17 protein-coding genes and 1 pseudogene are annotated in these 19,453 nt (G+C 75.5%); 10 read left to right on the forward strand and 8 right to left on the reverse strand.

The features are described 5' to 3' along the window. Nucleotides 1–4: 4 nt before the first annotated feature. Nucleotides 5–2,557, reverse strand: a complete 2,553-nt coding sequence (locus ACFFHU_RS23250) for an ATP-dependent Clp protease ATP-binding subunit (RefSeq protein WP_377342220.1) — start codon at nt 2,555–2,557, stop codon at nt 5–7. Between the two features lie 94 nt (nt 2,558–2,651). Between ACFFHU_RS23250 and ACFFHU_RS23255 the strand changes: the two genes are divergently transcribed. The 5 genes from ACFFHU_RS23255 (at nt 2,652) to ACFFHU_RS23275 (ending at nt 7,907) form a co-directional block, all read left to right on the forward strand. After that, complete coding sequence (locus ACFFHU_RS23255) at nt 2,652–3,038, forward strand: hypothetical protein (RefSeq protein ID WP_377342222.1); 387 nt, start codon at nt 2,652–2,654, stop codon at nt 3,036–3,038. Nucleotides 3,039–3,294: 256 nt separating this feature from the next. Beyond that, nucleotides 3,295–3,555, forward strand: coding sequence for a hypothetical protein (locus ACFFHU_RS23260; protein ID WP_377342225.1), 261 nt, complete (start codon nt 3,295–3,297; stop codon nt 3,553–3,555). Between the two features lie 5 nt (nt 3,556–3,560). Further along, on the forward strand, nt 3,561–4,439 hold the full coding sequence (locus ACFFHU_RS23265) for a hypothetical protein (RefSeq protein WP_377342227.1): 879 nt from the start codon (nt 3,561–3,563) through the stop codon (nt 4,437–4,439). Then, the gene (locus ACFFHU_RS23270; protein WP_377342229.1) at nt 4,432–7,185 is read left to right on the forward strand and encodes an FtsK/SpoIIIE domain-containing protein; all 2,754 of its coding nucleotides are present in this window, start codon (nt 4,432–4,434) and stop codon (nt 7,183–7,185) included. The genes ACFFHU_RS23265 and ACFFHU_RS23270 overlap by 8 nt, the downstream gene beginning before the upstream one ends. A 23-nt stretch (nt 7,186–7,208) precedes the next feature. Further along, a complete protein-coding gene (locus ACFFHU_RS23275; protein WP_377342231.1) occupies nt 7,209–7,907 on the forward strand; it encodes a hypothetical protein in 699 nt (232 codons plus the stop codon). Between the two features lie 9 nt (nt 7,908–7,916). Here the strand turns inward: ACFFHU_RS23275 and ACFFHU_RS23280 are convergent, their stop codons facing one another. Both ACFFHU_RS23280 and ACFFHU_RS23285 read right to left on the reverse strand, forming a co-directional pair. Then, nucleotides 7,917–9,206, reverse strand: coding sequence for a cupin domain-containing protein (locus tag ACFFHU_RS23280; protein ID WP_377342524.1), 1,290 nt, complete (start codon nt 9,204–9,206; stop codon nt 7,917–7,919). A gap of 2 nt (nt 9,207–9,208) precedes the next feature. Next, on the reverse strand, nt 9,209–9,514 hold the full coding sequence (locus ACFFHU_RS23285) for a hypothetical protein (RefSeq protein WP_377342233.1): 306 nt from the start codon (nt 9,512–9,514) through the stop codon (nt 9,209–9,211). Nucleotides 9,515–9,839: 325 nt separating this feature from the next. Between ACFFHU_RS23285 and ACFFHU_RS23290 the strand changes: the two genes are divergently transcribed. From ACFFHU_RS23290 to ACFFHU_RS23310, 5 genes are all read left to right on the forward strand, one after another. Continuing rightward, complete coding sequence (locus ACFFHU_RS23290; protein WP_377342235.1) at nt 9,840–11,354, forward strand: OFA family MFS transporter; 1,515 nt, start codon at nt 9,840–9,842, stop codon at nt 11,352–11,354. Next, nucleotides 11,351–11,500, forward strand: coding sequence for an MFS transporter small subunit (locus tag ACFFHU_RS23295; protein WP_377342237.1), 150 nt, complete (start codon nt 11,351–11,353; stop codon nt 11,498–11,500). Before ACFFHU_RS23290 ends, ACFFHU_RS23295 begins: the two co-directional genes overlap by 4 nt. 75 nt (nt 11,501–11,575) lie before the next feature. After that, nucleotides 11,576–12,892, forward strand: a complete 1,317-nt coding sequence (locus ACFFHU_RS23300; RefSeq protein ID WP_377342239.1) for an MFS transporter — start codon at nt 11,576–11,578, stop codon at nt 12,890–12,892. A gap of 52 nt (nt 12,893–12,944) precedes the next feature. Further along, nucleotides 12,945–13,730: a DUF72 domain-containing protein gene (locus ACFFHU_RS23305; protein WP_377342240.1), complete on the forward strand. Its 786-nt coding sequence runs from the start codon at nt 12,945–12,947 to the stop codon at nt 13,728–13,730. Between the two features lie 33 nt (nt 13,731–13,763). After that, on the forward strand, nt 13,764–14,711 hold the full coding sequence (locus tag ACFFHU_RS23310; RefSeq protein WP_377342243.1) for a helix-turn-helix domain-containing protein: 948 nt from the start codon (nt 13,764–13,766) through the stop codon (nt 14,709–14,711). Nucleotides 14,712–14,769: 58 nt separating this feature from the next. Here the strand turns inward: ACFFHU_RS23310 and ACFFHU_RS23315 are convergent, their stop codons facing one another. From ACFFHU_RS23315 to ACFFHU_RS23335, 5 genes and pseudogenes are all read right to left on the reverse strand, one after another. Beyond that, entirely contained in the window at nt 14,770–15,378 is a 609-nt protein-coding gene (locus tag ACFFHU_RS23315) for a DUF2267 domain-containing protein (RefSeq protein WP_377342525.1), read from the reverse strand. Next, nucleotides 15,379–17,145 (reverse strand): annotated as a pseudogene (locus ACFFHU_RS23320) (glycoside hydrolase family 15 protein); the annotation flags it as partial. It abuts the gene before it with no gap. Between the two features lie 93 nt (nt 17,146–17,238). Next, nucleotides 17,239–18,111, reverse strand: a complete 873-nt coding sequence (locus ACFFHU_RS23325; RefSeq protein ID WP_377342244.1) for a DUF72 domain-containing protein — start codon at nt 18,109–18,111, stop codon at nt 17,239–17,241. Between the two features lie 95 nt (nt 18,112–18,206). Then, nucleotides 18,207–18,638 (reverse strand): TraR/DksA family transcriptional regulator, encoded by a 432-nt coding sequence (locus ACFFHU_RS23330; protein ID WP_377342245.1) that lies wholly within the window; start codon nt 18,636–18,638, stop codon nt 18,207–18,209. Nucleotides 18,639–18,812: 174 nt separating this feature from the next. Next, nucleotides 18,813–19,445, reverse strand: coding sequence for a nucleoside/nucleotide kinase family protein (locus ACFFHU_RS23335; RefSeq protein ID WP_377342246.1), 633 nt, complete (start codon nt 19,443–19,445; stop codon nt 18,813–18,815). Nucleotides 19,446–19,453 lie beyond the last annotated feature (8 nt).

The following is a 19,453-nucleotide window of genomic DNA, read 5'->3' on the forward strand; positions in this document are numbered from 1 at the left end:
GGCGTCACCGGCCCACCGCGGCGCCGGCGGCCGGTTGCCGCCCCGCGTGGGTGATCACGTCGAACTTCAACCGGCCGTCCCGGGCGTCGACCCGGACCCGATGCCCCGGCAAGAGGCTGCCGTCCAGCAGCATCCCGGAGAGCCGGTTGTCCACCTCGCGCTGAATGGTGCGGCGTAGCGGCCGGGCCCCGAACTCGGGCTGGTAGCCGTGCTCGGCCAGCCAGTCCAGCGCCGCCTCGGTGAACTCCACCTCGACGTTCTGGGCGTGCAGCCGCCGCTCGGTCTCGCTGAGCATGAGCGAGGTGATCTGCCGGATCTGGCCCTCCTCCAACCGACGGAAGATGATCACCTCGTCGATCCGGTTGAGGAACTCCGGCCGGAACTGCTCCTGCAGCCGGCGCATCAGCCGGTCCCGCAGCTCGTCGTTCTCGGCCTCGCCCCCGCCGTTCCCGCCGGCGGCGAAGCCCACGCTGCGTTGGGTACCCATGATCAGCTCAGAGCCCAGGTTGCTCGTCATGATCAGTACGGTGTTCCGGAAGTTCACCGTCCGGCCCTGGCTGTCGGTGAGCCGGCCGTCGTCGAGGACCTGCAGCAACACGTTGAACACGTCCGGGTGGGCCTTCTCCACCTCGTCCAGCAGCACCACCGAGTACGGCCGGCGGCGCACCTGCTCGGTCAGCTGCCCGGCCTCCTCGTAGCCGACGTACCCGGGCGGGGCGCCCACCAGCCGGCTCACGGTGTGCTTCTCCTGGAACTCGCTCATGTCCAGCCGGATCATCCGGTCGTCGTCGCCGAACAGCGCCGAGGCCAGGGCCCGAGCCAGCTCCGTCTTGCCCACCCCGGTCGGGCCGAGGAACAGGAAGCTGCCCATCGGCCGGTCCGGGTCGGCCAGCCCGGCCCGGGACCGGCGCACCGCCTCGGCGACCGCCTGCACGGCGTCGTCCTGGCCGACCACCCGCTCGTGCAGGTGGCCCTCCAGCCGCATGAGCCGGCTGCGCTCCTCCTCGGTCAGCTGGTTGACCGGGATCCCGGTGGCCCGCGAGACCACCTCGGCGATCTCCTTGGGGCCCACGTGCGGCACCCGGTCGTCGTCGCCGTTCCCGCGCGCCCGATCCAGTTGCGACTGCAGCTGCTGCACCCGGTCACGCAGCTGCGACGCCTTCTCGTACTGCTCGTCGGCGACCGCCTGCTCCTTGTCCCGGGCGACCTCCTCCAGCTGATGCTCGAGGTCCCGCACGTCGCCGTCGGGGGTGCGGGTGCGCAGCCGTACCCGCGCGCCGGCCTGGTCGATCAGGTCGATGGCCTTGTCCGGCAGGAACCGGTCGGTGATGTACCGGTCGGACAGCTCGGCCGCCGCGACCAGCGCCTCGTCGGTGAACCGGACCTGGTGGTGGGCCTCGTACCGGTCGCGCAGCCCGCGCAGGATCTGCACCGTGTCGTCGAGGCTGGGCTCGGGCACGAACACCGGCTGGAACCGCCGGGCCAGCGCGGCGTCCTTCTCGATGCTGCGCCGGTACTCGTCCAGGGTGGTGGCGCCGATCACCCGCAGGTCGCCCCGGGCCAGCGCCGGCTTGAGCATGTTGCTCGCGTCCATCCCGCCCTCGCTGCCCGCGCCGCCGGCGCCGACCAGCGTGTGGATCTCGTCGAGGAAGATGATGAGCTGGTCGCGGTTGGCCCGGATCTCGTCGATGACCTTCTTGAGCCGCTCCTCGAAGTCGCCGCGGTAGCGGGTGCCGGCCACCAGGCCGGCCAGGTCCAGCTGGATGACCCGCTTGCCGGCCAGGGTCTGCGGCACGTCGCCGTCGCAGATCCGCTCGGCCAGTCCCTCCACGATGGCCGTCTTGCCCACGCCGGCCTCGCCGATCAGCACCGGGTTGTTCTTGGTACGCCGGGAGAGGATCTCGACGGCCTGCTCGATCTCGTCGCTCCGACCGATCACCGGGTCGATCTGGTCGGCCCGGGCCAGATCGGTGAGGTCCTGCCCGTACTGGTCCAGGGTGGGTGTGCCGCGATCCGGCCGGGCGGGAGCGGCGGCCCCGCGCTCGGCGCTGGCGGCCTGCAACGACTGCGGCTGGACCCGGCTGGAGGCCAGCATCCGCCCGGCGGGCGACTCGGGGTTCAGCGGCAGGGCCATGAGGATGTGCTCCGGCCCGATGTAGGAGGCGCCCATGGCCCGGGACAGCTGGTGCGCGTCGAGCAGCGCCCGCTTGGCCGCCGGGGTCAGCGACAGGTTCGGCGGCACCTCGCCGCCGGGCGCGCCGTCGCCGCTCCCGCCCAGCGCGTTGAGCAGGTTGTTCGGGTCCCCGCCGGCGCGCTCCAGCAGCTGGCGCAGCGGCTCCCGTTGCAGGGCCGCCCACAGCAGGTGGTCGGTGTCCAGGTCGTTGCTGCGCCGCTGCGCGGCCCGGCGGGCGGCGTCGGCGAGCAGCTCACGGGCGTCCGCCGTCATCAGCCGGGTGATGTCCACGCGGTGCGAGCGGCGCCCCTCCCCCCGCCCGAAGTAGCGGGCCAGGAACTCGTCCCACGGGTCGGAGTCGAAGTTCCCGAATCCCTGCGTCATCTCGGTTCCCCTGTCCCTGAGGGTGAGTGGCCGGTCATCGCCGCCTACCCGGGGGTCCCGGCGACAAACGTGCGCGCGTGGCAGGCTGGGACCCATGCAGACCCCGGCCGACCCCGCGGCGCCGCTGCTGGTGGTGGACGCGGCCAACGTGATGGGGTCCCGCCCGGACGGCTGGTGGCGGGACCGCGCCGGCGCGGCCGTCCGGCTGCGGGACCGGCTCGAGCGGGTTGCCGGGGCGGGCCGGCCGGACCTGCCACCCCCGGTGCGGGTGGTGCTGGTGGTGGAGGGGGCCGCCCGGGGCGTGCCGGACGGGGACCTGGTGGGGGTGGTGGCCGCGGCCGGCTCCGGCGACGACGCGGTGGTCGAGCTGGTCCGGGCCGAGCCGGGCCGCCGGCGGGTGGTGGTCACGGCCGACCGGGAGCTGCGGCGCCGGGTCACCGAGCTGGGCGCGGAGGTACGCGGCCCGCGCTGGCTGGACTGAGCGCACCATCCGGGACGGCGCTACCGGCCGCCAGAAGTGACGAATCGGACGAAAAACTCGATCACTGTGCGTGCCACCTCGGGAACTGCCCGTATTGACGAGGCGGTCGAGATCGGACACCGTGGTAGTAACACGCCGCGGGGGTCGCGTCCTGGCAAAAGTGTCTAGCCTCTACTGTAGGGCCTGTCCCGTGGATCTCCGCTCGGGATCCCCGCGGCGGGCTCTCGGGCCCTCCCCGCCCCCAGGAGGTTGCAGCGTGGCGAGCGTCGCCGAGCTCAAGTCGGCCATCGACGCGGCCCTGGCGCAGATCGGCGACGGGCAGGCCGCGGTGCAGGCCGCGGGCGAGAAACTGGCGGAGGCGCAGCAGACCCTGGCCGGCGCGCTGGAGGGCAGCGGGCACGACACCGTGACGGCGGCGCAGGCGTCGCTCACCCAGGCCAGCCAGGAGCTGCAGGACTGCCTGGCCGCCACGCTCACCGCCGTCGAGCAGGCCCAGTTGTACGTCGCGAGCCTGTAGCGCCCATGTCCATCGTGGAGGATCTGGGGGCGCGGGTCCGGGCGGCCGCCGAGGAGCTGCCGCTGGGCCACCTGGCGCAGGCGCTGGACCGGCTGGGCCGGGCCGCGGACCGGCTGCGCTGGGTGCGGCAGGAGTCGCGGGACCCGATGGGCGTGCCGGAGCTGACCGCGGCCACCGAACACATCGAGGCCGCGAACCGGGCGCTGCTGGTGGCGCAGGAGCAGCTCACCGCATACCTGGCCGCCATCGGCCTGGCCGCCGACGGTGGCCGGCCACCGCCGCCGCCGGCGCAGCGGCGCGAACCCGCGGCCCGCCCGGACCGCGAGCCCGAGCCGGAGCGCGGCGAGGCCGCCCGGCGGGGGCCTGCGGACACCGGCCTGCGCCGCTGGTGGCCGGCGCGGGTGGCCGAACTCACGGAGGGCCCGCAGCCGCCACCCGTCGAACCCGGCCGGCGGGTCACCGATCCGGCCGAGCTGCTGCGCCGGGTCTCCGCCGGCGTCCGGGCCGGCGACCGGGCCGGGCTGCGGCGCGAGCTGGGCCAGGTGGAGGCCGACGTCGGGCTCGGGCTGGCGGCCGTGGCGCCGCCGCTGCTCCGCGGCCTGGCGACCGACCTGCTCGGCCATCCACCCCGGCCGGAGGACCTGCCCCGGCTGCGCCGCGAGGTCGGCGGCGGCGTCCGGGCGATGCTGCCGGGGCTGCCGCCGACGGTCCTCGACACCCTGCTGAGCCGGGTCTGCCGGATGCCGCCGCCCCGGCGTACCGACGAACGGTCCAACCCGGCGGACCCGGCCGTGGCGGCCGGGGTGCTGGCCGGGCTGCTCATGCAGCGGGTCGGCCGGGACGCCCGGCCGGCCGTCGGTTCCACCCGGGAGACCCATGGCTGACGTGCGGACCCAGCTCGTCGACCGGGTTCGCGAGCAGCTCGCGCACGCGCTCGGCGCGGCGCACGCCGAGCTGGCCGCGGCCCGGGAGGACCTGCGGACCCGCCGGGACCGGCTGGCCCGGACCCGGCAGGCCGCCGAGCGCATCCCGGCGAGCGCCGGCGCGCAGCGGGACGAGCGGCTCGCCGAGGTCGACCGCCGGCACGCGGCCCGGCTGGCCGCGCTGGCCGACCGGGCCGCCGCGGCGGCCGAGGCCGAGGCCCCGGGCGCGGCCGCGGCGCCGTGGGAGGGCTGGCGGCCCACACCGGCGGTCCGCGGCGAGTCGCCGGGACCGGCCCGGATCGGCCGCATCCCGCTCGGTCCCGGCGTGCCGGCCCTGGTCCCGCTGCTGGACGCCGGGCACGTCCAGCTCACCGCCGACGACGCGGCCGGCGGGGACGCGGTGGTCGCCGCGCTGCTGCTGCGCGCGCTCGGCCGGGCCGCGCCGGGCGCGGTCCGGATCGTCGGGTACGACCCGGAGCACCTCGGCGGCGGGCTGGCCGGGTTCGCCCCGCTCGCCACCGCCGGCCTGCTCACCTTCGTGGGGCCGGGCGGCCTGGGCGGGCTGCTGGACGAGCTGGTCGACCACATCCGGCGGATCAACGAGAAGGTGCTGGCCGGCGAGTACGCCTCGGTGCGCGAGATGGCCGCCGCCACCGCCCGCCGCCCGGAGCCGTGGCGGGTGGCGGTGCTGCTCGGCGGCGACGAGCCGGGTCGGCACGAGCGGGCGCAGCTGGACCGGATCGCCCGTACCGGGGCGGCCTGCGGCGTACACCTGGTGGTCCGCGACCTGGAGCTGGCGGAGTCGGCGGCCGTCACCCGGATCCGGGTGACCGGCGATCGGGCCCGGCTGGCCGCCGTGCCGGCGCTGCCGGTGGTCCTCGACCCGGGACCGCCGCCGGCCCTGCTCACCGACACCTGCCGGCGGCTGGCCGAGCGGGTCAGCGCCGGACCCGCGCCCACGCCCTTCGCCGACCTGCTGCCGCCGCCGGACAAGATGTGGCGGGAGAGCTCCGCGGCCGGCCTCACGGCCCCGATCGGCGACGGTCCGCAGGGCCGGCCGGTCACCCTCACTTTGGGCGACTACCCGCCGCACGCGCTCATCGGCGGCCCGTCGGGCACCGGCAAGACCAACCTCATCTTCGCCTGGATCGGCTCGCTCGCGGCCCGCTACTCCCCCGCCGAGCTGGAGTTCTATCTGCTCGACTTCAAGGAGGGCGTGTCGTTCGCCCGGTTCGCGCAGGGCCGCCGCGATCCCAGCTGGCTGCCGCACCTGCGCCTGGTGGGCATCAACGTCAACACCGACCGCGAGTTCGGGCTGGCCCTGCTGCGGTTCCTCACCGAGGAGCTGCGCCGCCGGGCCGAGGCGGCCAAGCGGCACGAGGTCACCAAGCTGGCCGAGCTGCGGGCGGTCGATCCGGCCGGGCGCTGGCCGCGGATCGTGGCCGTGGTGGACGAGTTCCAGATGCTGCTGGCCGGCCGGGACGCGCTGGCCCGGGAGGCCGCCGACCTGCTGGAGGATCTGGCCCGCCGCGGCCGCTCCCAGGGCATCCACCTGGTGCTCGCCTCGCAGGACGTACGCGGCATCGAGGCGCTGTGGGGCCGACCCGCCCTGGTGGCCCAGTTCACCCTGCGGATCGCCATGCCGAAGGCGCTGCGCATCCTGGACGAGCGCAACGACGCGGCCCAGTCGCTGCGCCGGCACCACGCCGTGGTGAACGCCGAGTCCGGGATGGCCGAGGGCAACCAGGTCGCCCGGATCCCGGCCGCCAGCGACTGGGGCACCTGGAGCGAGCTGCAGCACCGGCTGTGGCGGATGCGTCCGGCCGACGCCGCGCCGGCCCGGCTGTTCGACGGCGACGCGGTGCCGCGGCTCGCCGACGCGCCGGACTTCCAGGCGCTGGCGGCGACCCCGCCCCGGGCGCCGGGCCCGGGCCGGCCGGCCTGGGCCTCGGCCCCCGGCACGCCCCGGCCGGACGGCCCGGCGGCGCCGGAGCCGCCGCGCGGTGGCCGCGCGCCGGTGGCGCTGCTCGGGGAGATCATCGACGTGCAGGCCCGCTCGGCCGCGCTGCGGCTGCCCCGGGCGCCCGGCCGCAACCTCGCGGTGCTGGGCACCGGAGTGGACGAGGCGTGCGCGGTGCTGGACGCGGCCGGCCGGTCGCTGCACCGGCAGCACCGGCCGGGCGCCGCGCGGTACTCGGTGGCCTGTCTCGACCCGGACGCCGACCCGGCGGCGCGGGCGCTGTTCGGCACGCTCGGCGCCGACGCCGCCTGGTACGACGAGGAGTCCGTGCCCGAGCTGGTGGCCGAGACGGCCGAGGGGCTGGCCGGCGGGCCCGCGGAGCCGCACTACCTGCTGCTGTACGCGGTGGACGCCGCCGCCGGCCCGCTCGGCGCGCGGATCGGCGGGCGGACCGGGCTGGAGCACCTGCGCCGGATCATGCACGACGGTCCGGAGCGCCGGACCCACGTGCTGGCCTGGTGGCGGGGGGTGGCCCGGATGCGCGCCGACCTGGGCGGCCCGGCCGCGCGCACCGACCAGATCGGCGCCTGGGTGGCCCTCGACGTGCAGGGCGCCGAGCTGACCTCCTCGCTCTATCCCGGCACCGGCGGCCCGGACTGGTATCCCCGCCCCTGGCGGGGCCTGTTCTTCGACCGGTCGGTGCACCGCACCGGCCAGATCATCATCCCGTACCGGCTGGAACCCTGAACGCGCTCGCGGAGGCGGAGAACATGGGCGGTGAGCCCGGGGTGCGGACCCCGCGCAGCCAGGTCGAACCGGTCGACCGCGGCTACGCCGACCTGCTCGGCCAGCTCGCCGCGCTGTCCGCCCGGGTGGCCGCGCAGCGGGCCGAGGCGCAGTCCTGGTATGCCGGGCAGCGGGAGGCCGCCGACCGGGCGGTGGCCAACGCGCAGGACGCCGTACGGCGCGCGGAGGACCGGTTCGGTGCGGCGAAGGAGGCGGCCGAACGGGTGGACGCCGAGGTGGACGCGCTCTGGCAGGCGCTGCCCGGCCGGCTCGGCGTACCGGCCGGCCGGCTCGGCGCTCCGCCGGCGCCGGCGGCGGACGCGCCCGAGGATCCGGTACGGCCGCTGGAGGCGGCGCGGGCGCTGCTCACCCGGGCGGCGCGCCCGGCGGAGCTGCCGGCGTCGGTCAACCCGGTCCTGGTGCTGTTCGGGGTGCTCGGCGCGGCCCTGGCGGCCGGTCTCGGCGCGCTGGTCCGGCTGGCCGGCGCCCGGTACGGCGGTGACCTGCGGGTGGGACTGCCGGTGGTGGCGCTGGTGGTGACGCTGCTGGGCCCGGTCGTCGGGCTGGTCCCGGCGCGCCGGCTCGCCGACCGCCGGCACGCCGTGCTCGGCCCGCGGCCCATCACCGTGGTGGTGGTCGCCGGCCTGCTGACCACCGGGGTGCTGGTCGCGCTGCTGCGCTGACGGATCCGCTCAGTCGGCGGGGACGAGCACGGCCTCCCGGAGCAGCCGCCGGGCCAGCACCACCCGGTCGGCGTCCTCGTCCAGGCCGGGCAGGTCGCCCACCCGGTCCACCGCGCCGGACAGCACCGCCCGGAGCGCCGGCTCGCAGCCCTCGGGCAGATCCAGCGTCCGGTCCGGCACCCGCAGCGTGATCCGCCCGGGCGCGCCGGGCGACAGCCGCCAGGGCAGGCCGCGGCGCGGCGCCACCCGGGTGTCGGCGTCGATCCGGTCGGCCGCCGCGGCCTGGGCCAGCGGGCGGATCGGCGCGGGCCGGGCGGCCGGCCAGGACCGCCGGCGGAGCCGGTCGGCCAGCGCGGCCGGATCGGCGCCGGGCAGCCAGTCCCGCAGCGCCGCGATGGTCTCGGCGAGCTCCGGTGCCAGCTGGTCCGGGTCGGTCAGGTCGAGGCCGAACGGGAGGGTGGCGCGCAGCCGGGGGTCCTCGGCGGCCAGCCCCAGCAGCTCCTCGACCAGGGCGTACCGGGTGAGCGCCCGGATCCCCACGGTCAGGTGCAGTGAGCTGGTCTCCTGCGCCTGCGCGCTGTGCAGCCAGCCGCGCGGCAGATAGAGAGCGTCGCCCGGCGCGAGCACCACGTCCAGCGCGGGTGGCCCGCTGGCCACCGCCGACACCTCGTCGGCGCGGCCGCCCCAGGCCTGCCGCTCCAGCGGCTCGGGCAGCACGGGCGGGTGGATCCGCCAGTGCTTGCGGCCGTCCACCTGGAGCACGAAGACGTCGTGGGTGTCGTAGTGCGTGGCGAAGCCCTGGCTCCCGGCCGGAGTGAGGTACGCGTTGACCTGCAACGGATGGCCGAGCGCGAGGCCCAGCTCCCGGGCCAGGTCGACCAGCGGCGGCCAGAGCCGGTGCAGCCCCTGCAGCACCAGCGTGGCGCCGTCGGCGTACAGGGCCAGCACCCGCTCGTCGAGCACCTGGTCGGTGATCTCGGCCCCGGAACCGCCGCCGCCGGTGTACCGGGCGGCCGGCAGCAGCTCGCCGTCCTTGGCCACCCGCAGGAACGGCGTCCGCAGGCCACGACGGCTGAGCAGCTCGTCGGCGTCGGCCGGGGACAGCAGGTCGGTGAAGCCGGCCGGATTACCCAGCTCGGCGGCCCGGGACAGCAGCGGGGCGCGGCCCCAGTGCTCGGTCACGAACGCGGCCGGGTCCTTGGCCACGCACCGGGCGAGCGCCGCCGCGCTGGCAGGGTCGCCGAACGCCGGGCGGCCATGGCCGCCCGGCGTCTCGGTAAAGCTGACCGGAGGTCCGATCGTCACCGGGCCGCGCCGTCGGCGCCGCCGTCCTGCCCACCCGGGTTCGCGCCGCCGTCGGCCGGGCCCTCGGCGCCGCCGTCGGCGCCACCGTCCTGCTGGCCCGGGGTCGCGCCGCCGTCCGCGGGACCCTCGGCGCCGCCGTCGGCGCCACCGTCCCGCTGGCCCGGGGTCGCGCCGCCGTCCGCGGGACCCTCCGCGCCGCCGTCGGCGCCGCCGTCCCGACCGGCCGGGTTGGCCCCGCCGTCGGCCGGGCCCTCGGAACCGCCGCCGCTGGTGCTCCGGATGTCGTCATCGTTCAGTCGCATCGACGTCTCCTTCTTCTCCGCCGCGAGGCGGCTCGGGTGGATCTGTCCGGTCCAACCGCCCGAGGGCGGCCGGCGGTACGCCACGCCGGGCGTGCCTGCGCTGGTACCCGCGGTCGATCATGTCTAACCATGCCCCCGATCCCCGGCCGAACCGGCGAACGACCGTGCCGCGCCGTTCGGCTCACCCGGTCGACCGCCCAGCGCTGTGGGGTCCGGCCGCGGTAGGCCGCGAGGCGCCGGCGGGTAGCTTCCGGCGGAGCGAGATCAACGCCAGACCGCCGCCGGCGCCCGTACCCCCCGACCTCGCCGGAAGAGGTGCACCACCATGCCCCTGCTGTCCGCGCTCGACCGCGAGCACACCGTCGCACCGCCCGGTTACAACCGGTGGCTCATCCCCCCCGCCGCCCTGGCGGTGCACCTGTGCATCGGGCAGGTCTATGCCACGAGCGTCTACAAGAACTCCCTGATCGCCCACCTGGACGCGAGCCAGACCGCCATCGGGGTCATCTTCAGCATCGCCATCGTCATGCTCGGCCTCTCCGCCGCCATCGGCGGAACCTGGGTCGAGGCGAACGGCCCGCGGAAGGCCATGTTCGTGTCCGCGTGCTTCTGGGCCGCGGGATTCCTCGTCGGCGCCCTCGGCATCGCCACCAAGCAGCTCTGGCTGATCTATCTGGGGTACGGGGTGCTCGGCGGCATCGGCCTGGGCATCGGCTACATCTCGCCGGTCAGCACGCTGATCAAGTGGTTCCCGGACCGCCCCGGCCTGGCCACCGGACTGGCCATCATGGGCTTCGGCGGCGGCGCCATGGTGGCCAGCCCGCTGTCTCGGCAGCTGCTCTCGGCGTACGACCCGAACTACCAGCCGTCCAACGCCTCGTCGGTGGCCTCCGGCTCCGCCCTGGTCTGGTTGTTCGTCACCCTCGGGATCGGCTACTTCGTCATCATGATGTTCGGCGTGGCCAACATCCGGGTGCCGGCGCCGGACTGGCGGCCGGCCGGCTTCGATCCGGCGAGGGTGGCCGCGAAGCCGCTGGTCACCACCGCCAACGTCTCGGCCGCCAACGCGCTGCGGACCCGGTCGTTCTGGCTGCTGTGGGTCGTGCTGTTCTGCAACGTGACCGCCGGCATCGGCATCCTCGAGCAGGCCAGCCCGATGATCCAGGACTTCTTCCGGGAAAACGGCACCTCCGTGGTGGCGGCCGCCGCGGCCGGCGGCTTCGTGGGTCTGCTCTCGCTGTTCAACATGGCCGGCCGGTTCGCCTGGTCGACCACGTCGGACCTGATCGGCCGCAAGCCCATCTATCTGGTCTATCTCGGCGTCGGCACCGTGCTCTACCTGCTGCTGGCGCTGGTCGGCAACACCGCCACCTGGGTCTTCGTGCTGCTGGCCTGCGTGATCCTGTCCTTCTACGGCGGCGGCTTCGCCACCGCGCCGGCATACCTGCGGGACCTGTTCGGCACGTTCCAGGTGGGCGCCATTCACGGGCGGCTGCTGACCGCCTGGTCCGCGGCCGGGGTGGCCGGCCCGCTGATCGTCAACGGCTTCCTGGACGCCCAGGGCAAGCCGGGGACGCTGACCGCCAGCGCGTACCGGCCGGCGCTGTTCACCATGGTGGGCGTGCTGCTGGTCGGCCTGGTGGCCAACCTGCTGATCCGGCCGGTGCCGGAGCGCTACCACGAGCCGGCCGGCCGGGCCGACGCCAGCGGCCCGGCCGCCGCCGGCGACGCCAGCCCGGCCGGCGCCGCCGGCGAGTCCCGCCCCGCCGGCCCCGCCGATCCGGCGGGATCCGCCGGCCCGACCGACCCCACCGCCACCGAGAGGAGCGCGGCCCGATGAGCGAGCACACCGGTACGCCCGAACACGGCCCGAGCACGGCGGCCGGCTCCGCCCGGCTCTGGATCTCCTGGCTGCTCGTGGTCGTGCTGCTCGGCTACGGCGTGGTGCAGACCATCATCACGGCCGCCAAGCTGTTCACCGAGTAGTCACTCAGTCCGGATGCGGTCAGCGACCGTTCGGGGACTGCGAGCGATGGGCTTCGCTCGCTATCCTCGGCGGGCATGGGGGTCAACGGGGTAGCCACGGCGTCGCTGTGGCGCAACCGGGACTTCGTCCTCTTCTGGTTGCTGCAGACCCTCTCGGTGGCGGGCGACTCCTTCTCGTACGTCGCCATTCCACTGCTGGTGCTGCACGCCACCGGTTCGGTGACCCAGATGGGGCTGCTCACCGGCCTGGCCGGCGCCGCCTCGGTGCTGACCGGCGTCTTCGCCGGGGTGCTGGTGGACCGGCTGAACCGGCGCCGGTTGATGATCTTCTGCGACGCGCTGCGCGCGCTGGCCTTCGCGAGCATTCCGGTGCTGTGGCTGGCCGGCGCGCCGCAGGTCTGGCTGCTCTATCTCGTCGTGCCCCTGGGTGGCGCGCTCGGGATGGTCTTCCGGGTCGGCTACGTCACGGCCGTGGCCGAGCTGGTGGACATCGACGTGATCACCGAGGCGAACGGCCGGCTGTCGGCCACGTACGCGGTGGCCAGCGTGGCCGGCCCGATGCTGGCCGGCATCGTCTGCGGCCTGTTCGGCCCGGCGGTCGCCGTCGGCATCGACGCGGTGACGTTCGGGCTGTCGGCCGCCGGCCTCCTGCTGGTCCGGCTGGGTCGCCGCCGGCCCGAGGTCCGGGCTGGCGCGCCGGCCGCCGGGCGGCAACCGGCGGTGGACGCCCCACCGGCCGCGGCGGTGGTCCGCCCCGCCGTCGGCCGCGACCTGCTGGCCGGGGTGCTGTTCCTGTGGCGGCACCCGGCGCTGCGGGCGCTCACCGTGCTGCTGTCGCTGTCCCTGTTCCTCATGCTCGGCCTCACCGACGTGTTCATCTACCGGCTCAAGCACGACCTCGGGCAGCCGGACCACATCGTGGGCACGGTGATCGCGGTGGCCGCCGTGGGCACGGTGGTGGCGGCGCTGGTGGCCGCGCCGGCGCGGCGCCGGTTCGGCTTCGGCGTGTGCTGGGTGGCCGCGCAGGCGCTGGCCGGGCTCGCGGTGGCCGCGGCCGGGCTGGCCGGCCACCTGGTCAGCGCCGCCGTCATGGTGGCGGTCTACACCTTCGGCATCGGGGTGGCCGGGATCTGCTCGATGTCGCTCCGCCAGCAGGTCACCCCGGAGCACCTGCTCGGCCGGGTGACCTCGGCCTTCTGGACCGTGCACTACGCGCTGGCCCCGCTGGGCGCGGCGGCCCTCACCTCCGCCACGGCCGCGTACGGCAGCTCCGCCGTCCTGCTGCTGGCCGGCGGTGGCTGCCTGGTGGTGGCGCTCGCCGGCCTGTTCACCCCGCTGGTGCGGCTCTCCCCCGCCGCCCTGCACAGACCCGTCACCCAGGGCGCGAGCTGACCCGCGCGGCGGCCGCGGGCGGCGGGCGGCGTCGTGCGGAATACTGGCGGCGATGATGTTCATCGGCACGTCCGGGTGGCAGTACCGCGACTGGCGCGGCCGGCTCTACCCGGCCGGCCTGGCCCAGCGGGAGTGGCTGGAGCACTACGCCGCGGCCTTCGGCACCGTCGAGGTCAACAATGCGTTCTACCGGCTGCCCGAGCGGGAGACCTTCGCCCGATGGCGGGCCCGCACGCCGGACGACTTCTGCGTGGCGGTGAAGATGAGCCGCTACCTGACCCACATCAAGCGGCTGCGCGACCCCGCCGAGCCGGTCGCCAGATTCCTGGACCGGGCCACCGCGCTCGGGGACCGGCTCGGGCCGGTGCTGCTCCAGCTGCCGCCCACCCTGCGGGCCGACGTGGCCGCGCTGGACGCGACGCTGTCGCGCTTCCCGCCCGGCGTGCGGGTCGCGGTGGAGCCCCGGCACGCCAGCTGGTGGACCGACGAGGTCCGCGCGGTGCTCGCCGACCACGCCGCAGCGCTGTGCTGGGCGGACCGGTGCGGCCGGCCGGTCACCCCGCTGTGGCGGACCGCCGACTGGTGCTACCTGCGGCTGCACGAGGGCCGCGCCCGACCCTGGCCACGGTACGGGCGGACCGCGCTGGCCAGCTGGGTGGACCGGATCGCCGAGCGGTTCGGCGCCGGCGAGCCCGCGTACGTCTACTTCAACAACGACCCGGGCGGCGCGGCCGTGATCGACGCGGTGGCCTTCGCCCGCGCGGCCCGGCGGCGCGGGCTGACCGTCGGCCGGACGCCCAGCCGCGCCCCCGCGGAGCCGCCCCACCCCCGGGGTTGAGTCTCCAGCGGCGTCAGGGTCGATGCTGTCGGGGTGGACGAACCGCTGCTCTCCATCGGCCAGCTGGCCCGCCGGACCGGGCTGACGGTCCGTGCCATCCGGTTCTGGTCCGACGCCGGGCTGGTGCCCCCGACCGGTCGATCGGCCGCCGGATACCGCCGGTACGACGCCGCCGCCGTGGCCCGGCTCGACCTGGTCCGGACGCTGCGCGACCTCGGGCTGGACCTGGGGACCATCCGGCGGCTGCTGGACCGGCAGGCCACCGTGGGCGACGTCGTGCACGCCCAGATAGCCGCCCTGGACACCCAGATCCGCACCCTCCGGCTTCGCCGGGCCATCCTGCGGTCGGTGGCCGGGCGGGCCGAGCACCCGGAGGGACTGCGACTGATGAACGAGCTGGCACGGATGTCCGCCGAGGAGCGGCAGCGCATGATCGACGAGTTTGTCGACCGGGCCTTCGCCGGGATCGACCCGGCGGCGCCCGGCGCCGGGCTGGCGGGCGCGATGCGCCAGCTGGACCTGCCGGACGACCCGGCGCCGGACCAGGTGGCGGCCTGGCTCGAACTGGCCGAGCTGGTGTCCGACCGCGACTTCGCCGACCGGGTCCGGGCCATGGTGCTGGCCGGGTCGGCGCAGCCGGCGGACGGGGACCGGGCGATGAACACCTGGCAGGTCGTCACCGATGAGGGGCACCGGCCCGACCTGGTGCTGGCCGAGGCCGGCCCGGCCGCCGCCGCGGGCGTCGATCCCGGTTCGCCGCCGGCGGCCGCGGTGCTGCACCGGATCATCGACCCCGCGCTGCCGGCGGCCGACCGGGCCCGGCTCGCCGACCGGGTCGCCGTCTTCACCGACCGCCGGGTGGAGCGGTACTGGCAGCTGATGGGCCTGCTGAACGGCCGGCCGACGTTCCCGCCGGCCAGCCCGGCGTTCGAATGGTTCGCCGCGGCGCTGCGCGCCCACCCGCCCGTCCCGGCGGGGTGACGCCGGCGCGCGCCGACCGCCGGCGCGGGTCAGGGCCCCGGCCCGCGCCGGCGCGGGGTCACGGCACCACGGCCGCGAGGTCGTTGGGCACGGTGGCCCGCACATCGTCCCACTCCCCCTGCGGAATGTGCCGGCGCAGCGCGCCCAGCACCGTCCGGACCACACCCTCGGCGCCGCCCGCCACGTCGTACGGGAAGTTCTGCCGGACCTCGTACAGGAACTCGTCCCGGTTGAGCTTCACCGGCACCACCGTCGGGTCCCAGCCCTCGAAGTAGACGCCGCGCACCAGGGTCGGCAGCTGCGCCGCGAAGTGCGCGCTCTCCTGGACCGGCAGGCGGTCGCGGAGCAGGTGCAGCACGGTCCGCAGGGCCGCGTACGACTGGTTGCGGCGTTCCTTGGGCCAGCCGTACGCCTGCTCGATCTCCTTGAGCAGCAGGTTGGTCTTGTCGATGGACGCGTCGAACGTCGACTCCGGCTTGTTGCTCACGGCGTTCCCCTCTCGGCTCTCCTGCCCGCCGGTCCACCGTGCCGGCGGACCGGATGAACCCGCCTCCCCCGATCCGGGTGAGTCCCCCGCCGCCGGCGCCACGGCCGGCCGGGCTGGGCGGGCGGCCCGGTCCGGCGCCGCGGTGGCCGCGACCGGCCCGCCGGGGCCGGCCAGCGGCACGGGCTCGGTCAGCGCCCACGCCGCGGCGATCACCCCGATCTGGGAGAACGCCTGCGGGAAGTTGCCCAGCTGCTCGCCGCTGGCCGGGTCGAGCTGCTCGGCCAGCAGGCCGAGGTCGTTGGCCCGGGCTACCACGCTCTCGAACAGCGCCCTGGCCCGCTCGGCCGCGCCCGCGTAGGCCAGGCACTGCACCATCCAGAACGAGCAGAGGAAGAAGCCGGCCGGGTCGGTGTCCCAGCGCCGGATGAGGCCACCACGGGACAGCCGCTGGTTGATCACCTCGATGGTGGCCCACATCCGCGGATCGCTCGCGGGCAGGAACCCGACGCACGGCATGACCAGCACCGAGGCGTCCAGCTCGGACGATCCGAAGGCCCCGGTGTACGCGCCCACCTCGGCGTTCCAGCCCTCCCGCAGGACGGTGTCCCGGATCTCGTCGCGGGCCGCCCGCCACCGGTCGAGATCCGCCGGCGTGCCCAGCCGGTCGCCGAAGCCGACGGCCCGGTCCAGGGCCACCCAGCAGAGCACCTTCGAGGACAGGTAGTGCCGTTCGGTGTCCCGGGCCTCCCACATCCCGGCGTCGGGTCGCCGCCACCGCTCGGCGGACCGGTCCGCGAGGTCGCGCAGCAGTTCCCGGACGTCGTCCGGCATCGGCTCCAGGTAGTCGCGCAACAGCCAGGCCGCGTCCAGCACCTCCCCCGGTACGTCGGACTGCCGCTGCCGCCAGGCGTCGTTGCCGACCCGCACCGGGCGGCTGTCCGCGTACCCCCGGAGGCCCTCGACGGTCCGTTCGGTGACGTCCCGCTCGCCCTCCACGCCGCACATGATCGGCACCGGGCGTCCCTCCGTCCGGCCCATCGTGCCGGCCACCCAGCGAAACAGCCGGGTGGCCTCGTCGGGGCAGGCGGCCACCCACAGCGCTCGCAGGGTCAGCGAGAAGTCCCGCAGCCAGGCGAACCGGTAGTCGTAGTTGCGGTCGCCGCCCGGCGCCTCCGGCAGCGACGTGGTGAGCGCCGCCACCACCGCGCCGCTGGGCTGGTAGGTGAGGCCCTGCACGAACAGCGCGTTGCGCCGGACCAGCTCGGGATACCGCCCGTCATAGTCGTGCAGCGCCGCCCAGGAGCGCCAGCCCCGCTCGGTGGCGGCAAGCGCGGCCGGCACGTCGACCCCGGTCGGGGGCGGATCGTGGTACGTGGCCGTGTGGCTGAGCGAGAAGTCCCGCCGCTCGCCGGCCGCCACCGCGAACCGGGCGACGGCGTCCGACCCGCTGATGGTCAGCGGCACCGCGCCGGACAGGGTGAGGGTGGCCGGTCCGGCGGTGGCGACCAGGCCCGCGTCGGTGTTCAGCAGGTTGCCCAGCACCAGCCCGTACTGGAAGCGCGGGCGGTAGACCAGCTCCAGTTCGACCCGGCCGGTGAGGCCCTGCACCGAGCGCAGCAACCGGTCCGGTGACCGCCGGCCGAGCTCGTGTCCCCGGGCGCCGGGCTCCAACTCCAGCGCGTCGACCAGCGCCACCGAGCCGGCGGCGGTGACGAAGACGGTGCGCAACACCAGCGAATCCGGCAGGTACGCCCGCTCGGTGGTGTACGCCGCGCGGGGCCGGATCGACCACTGGCCTCCGGCGTCCTCGTCGAGCAGCGCGGCGAACACCGACGGCGCGTCGAACCGGCCGGGGCACCACCAGTTCACCGCGCCGTCCCGGTCGACCAGCGCGCCCGTCCGGCCGTCGGCCAGGAAGCCGTGCTCGGCGATGCGTGACCTGCCCACGCCGGCGGTTACCCGGCCCGCCGCCCGGTATTCGGCCGGTGTTCCGGCGACCCGGTGGTCAGGCGCCCGGATGGTCCGGCGGCGACCCGGTATTCAGGCGTCCTCCAGCAACGCGGCCAGGGTGGCCGCGTTGTCCTGGGCGTAGTCCCGGTAACAATTGTTCATCAGCACCTGCGTCCGCTCCGCCTCGCCGGCCAGCTCGCGCAGCCGCGGCGCCCACTCGCGCAGCTCGGCGTCGGAGTAGCGGTAGCCGAACTTCTCGTGGATGTCCCGGCTGGTCCACTTGGTGCTGTGCCCGTGGAACCGGACCACCGCCAGGTCCGCGGTGGCGGCCAGCACCGGCGGCACCGAGGACCGGTGCCCCTGCGGCATGTCCACGCAGACGTACGGCAACTCGTGCTTGCGCAGGAACATCAGCGTCTCGTCGGCGTTGTCGCCGTCGAACCAGGACGCGTGCCGGAACTCGACCACCGGGGTCAGCGGCGCGCACCGGCGCTGAATCTCCAGCAGGTACTGCTTGTTGTCCTTGCGGATGGTGAACCAGGGCGGAAACTGGAACAGCACCGCGCCGAGCTTCCCGGCCGACACCAGCGGGTCGAGCGCGGTGAGGAACCGGGACCAGACATCCTCGTACGCCTGCGGCGGCAGGTCGTCCGGGTAGACGTTCTTCTTGTCGGTGTCGGGCCGGAGGTCCTTGTAGAGCGCGTTCACCCGGGTGGGGTGGCCGGTGAGCAGGCTGAACGCCTTGATGTTGAAGGTGAACCCCGGCGGTGTGCGCGCCGCCCACAGCTCGGCGGTCCGCTCGGCCGGCGGGGAATAGTAGGTGGCGTCGACCTCCACCAGCGGGAACCGCTCGGCGTAGTAGGCCAGGCGCTTCTCCGCGGTGTCCACGTCGGACGGGTACCAGCCCGACTCCAGCAGGGTGGGATCGGTCCAGGAGGCGGTGCCGACGCTGATCCGGCCCATCCGCCGCACACCCGCCCTTCCGCCCGTGTCCCGACCCGACTCACCGTACCCGCACCGGCCGCCGGCGGGGCGGCGGCGCGGACCGGACCGGACGCTCAGGCGGCGCGGCGCTCCCGGGTCTGCTTGCAGGCCACGCAGCTGGTGGCGGACGGGAAGATCTCCAGCCGCTCCACCGGGATCGGCGCCGAGCAACCCTCGCAGAACCCGTACGTGCCCTCGGCCAGCCGGGCCAGCGCGTGCTCGAACTGGGCACGCCGGTCGAGGATGCCGCGCAGCAGCGACTGCGCGGTGTCCCGCTCGGCGGTCTTGGTCCCGTGGTCGGCCTGGTCGTCCCCGGCGGTGTCGCCCACCTCGACCAGCCGGAGCACCTCGTTCTGCAGGACGGCCTCGTCGTACTCCGCGGTCAACTCGTCGTACCGGCCCTGCAGCGACGTCCGGATCTGCTCGATGTCCGCCGCGGAACGTTCCGGGTGCGCCGCGTCGACGTCGACCCGCTCGATGGTTACGGCCTTGTCGTGGACGAGCATGCGCCGCCTACCTCTCTGCTACCGGAACGCCCGCCCGGGGGCCGGACCGCTCCGCCTGTGCTCCGCCGTGGGGCGGGGCGCCGCCGTGGGCGACCTCCACCCTCGGGCGGGGCTCCGCCGTTGAGCGGGGCGAGTACCCCTGTCCCGGCGCGGTCAAACGGCCACCCGGCCGGCTCATTCCGGCGGCAGCACGAGGGCCGGATGCCGCGGATCGTCCACCCGGACGGCGAGGTCGGCGAGCCCCACCGGATCCACCTCCTCGGCGTACCGCTCGTACGCCGGCAGCGTCCACCGGTCCGCCTCGGCGGCCTGCCGGCGCAACGCGGCCGGGGAGAGCGCGAGATGCACGGACAGGTCGAACGGCAGCGGGCCGCCGAGCAGGAACGGGCCGCTCACCAGGACCACGGCGCGGTCCGGCAGACCGAGGTAGTCGGCCCGGCTGGCCCGGTCGCGCTCGGCGTTCCACAGGGTCGGCAGGATCCGTCCGTTGCCCGCCGGCCCGGCCGGCTCCAGCACCTCCCGGCGCAGCCCCGTCTCGTCCAACCAGCCGAGATAGAACGAGTCGGGGTTGGTCCGGCCCTGCTCGAAGCGGAGCGAGGCCGGGCGCAGGAAGTCGGCCGAGCGCAGGTGCACGGCCGGCCGGCCGCGTACCCGGAGCGGGTCGATCAGCGCGTCGGCCAGCCGGTCGGGCGCGGCCGCGGGCGCCCCGTCCAGGGCCACCCGCAGCCGGTCTGCGGGCCGTGCGGTGGCGATCAGCTCGGCCACCTCGGCCACCAGCAGGTCGGGCGCGATCGGACGGAATCTCACCCGTCCAT

It is taken from the genome of Plantactinospora siamensis (assembly GCF_042434095.1).
Taxonomy (GTDB): domain Bacteria; phylum Actinomycetota; class Actinomycetes; order Mycobacteriales; family Micromonosporaceae; genus KBS50.

Excerpts from the sequence above, each read along its gene's own strand:
- ACFFHU_RS23250 (WP_377342220.1), bottom strand. The coding sequence starts at position 2,557 with ATGACGCAGGGATTCGGGAACTTCGACTCCGACCCGTGGGACGAGTTC.
- ACFFHU_RS23255 (WP_377342222.1), top strand. The coding sequence starts at position 2,652 with ATGCAGACCCCGGCCGACCCCGCGGCGCCGCTGCTGGTGGTGGACGCG.
- ACFFHU_RS23265 (WP_377342227.1), top strand. The coding sequence starts at position 3,561 with ATGTCCATCGTGGAGGATCTGGGGGCGCGGGTCCGGGCGGCCGCCGAG.
- ACFFHU_RS23270 (WP_377342229.1), top strand. The coding sequence starts at position 4,432 with ATGGCTGACGTGCGGACCCAGCTCGTCGACCGGGTTCGCGAGCAGCTC.
- ACFFHU_RS23275 (WP_377342231.1), top strand. The coding sequence starts at position 7,209 with ATGGGCGGTGAGCCCGGGGTGCGGACCCCGCGCAGCCAGGTCGAACCG.
- ACFFHU_RS23285 (WP_377342233.1), bottom strand. The coding sequence starts at position 9,514 with ATGCGACTGAACGATGACGACATCCGGAGCACCAGCGGCGGCGGTTCC.
- ACFFHU_RS23290 (WP_377342235.1), top strand. The coding sequence starts at position 9,840 with ATGCCCCTGCTGTCCGCGCTCGACCGCGAGCACACCGTCGCACCGCCC.
- ACFFHU_RS23295 (WP_377342237.1), top strand. The coding sequence starts at position 11,351 with ATGAGCGAGCACACCGGTACGCCCGAACACGGCCCGAGCACGGCGGCC.
- ACFFHU_RS23300 (WP_377342239.1), top strand. The coding sequence starts at position 11,576 with ATGGGGGTCAACGGGGTAGCCACGGCGTCGCTGTGGCGCAACCGGGAC.
- ACFFHU_RS23305 (WP_377342240.1), top strand. The coding sequence starts at position 12,945 with ATGATGTTCATCGGCACGTCCGGGTGGCAGTACCGCGACTGGCGCGGC.
- ACFFHU_RS23325 (WP_377342244.1), bottom strand. The coding sequence starts at position 18,111 with ATGGGCCGGATCAGCGTCGGCACCGCCTCCTGGACCGATCCCACCCTG.
- ACFFHU_RS23330 (WP_377342245.1), bottom strand. The coding sequence starts at position 18,638 with ATGCTCGTCCACGACAAGGCCGTAACCATCGAGCGGGTCGACGTCGAC.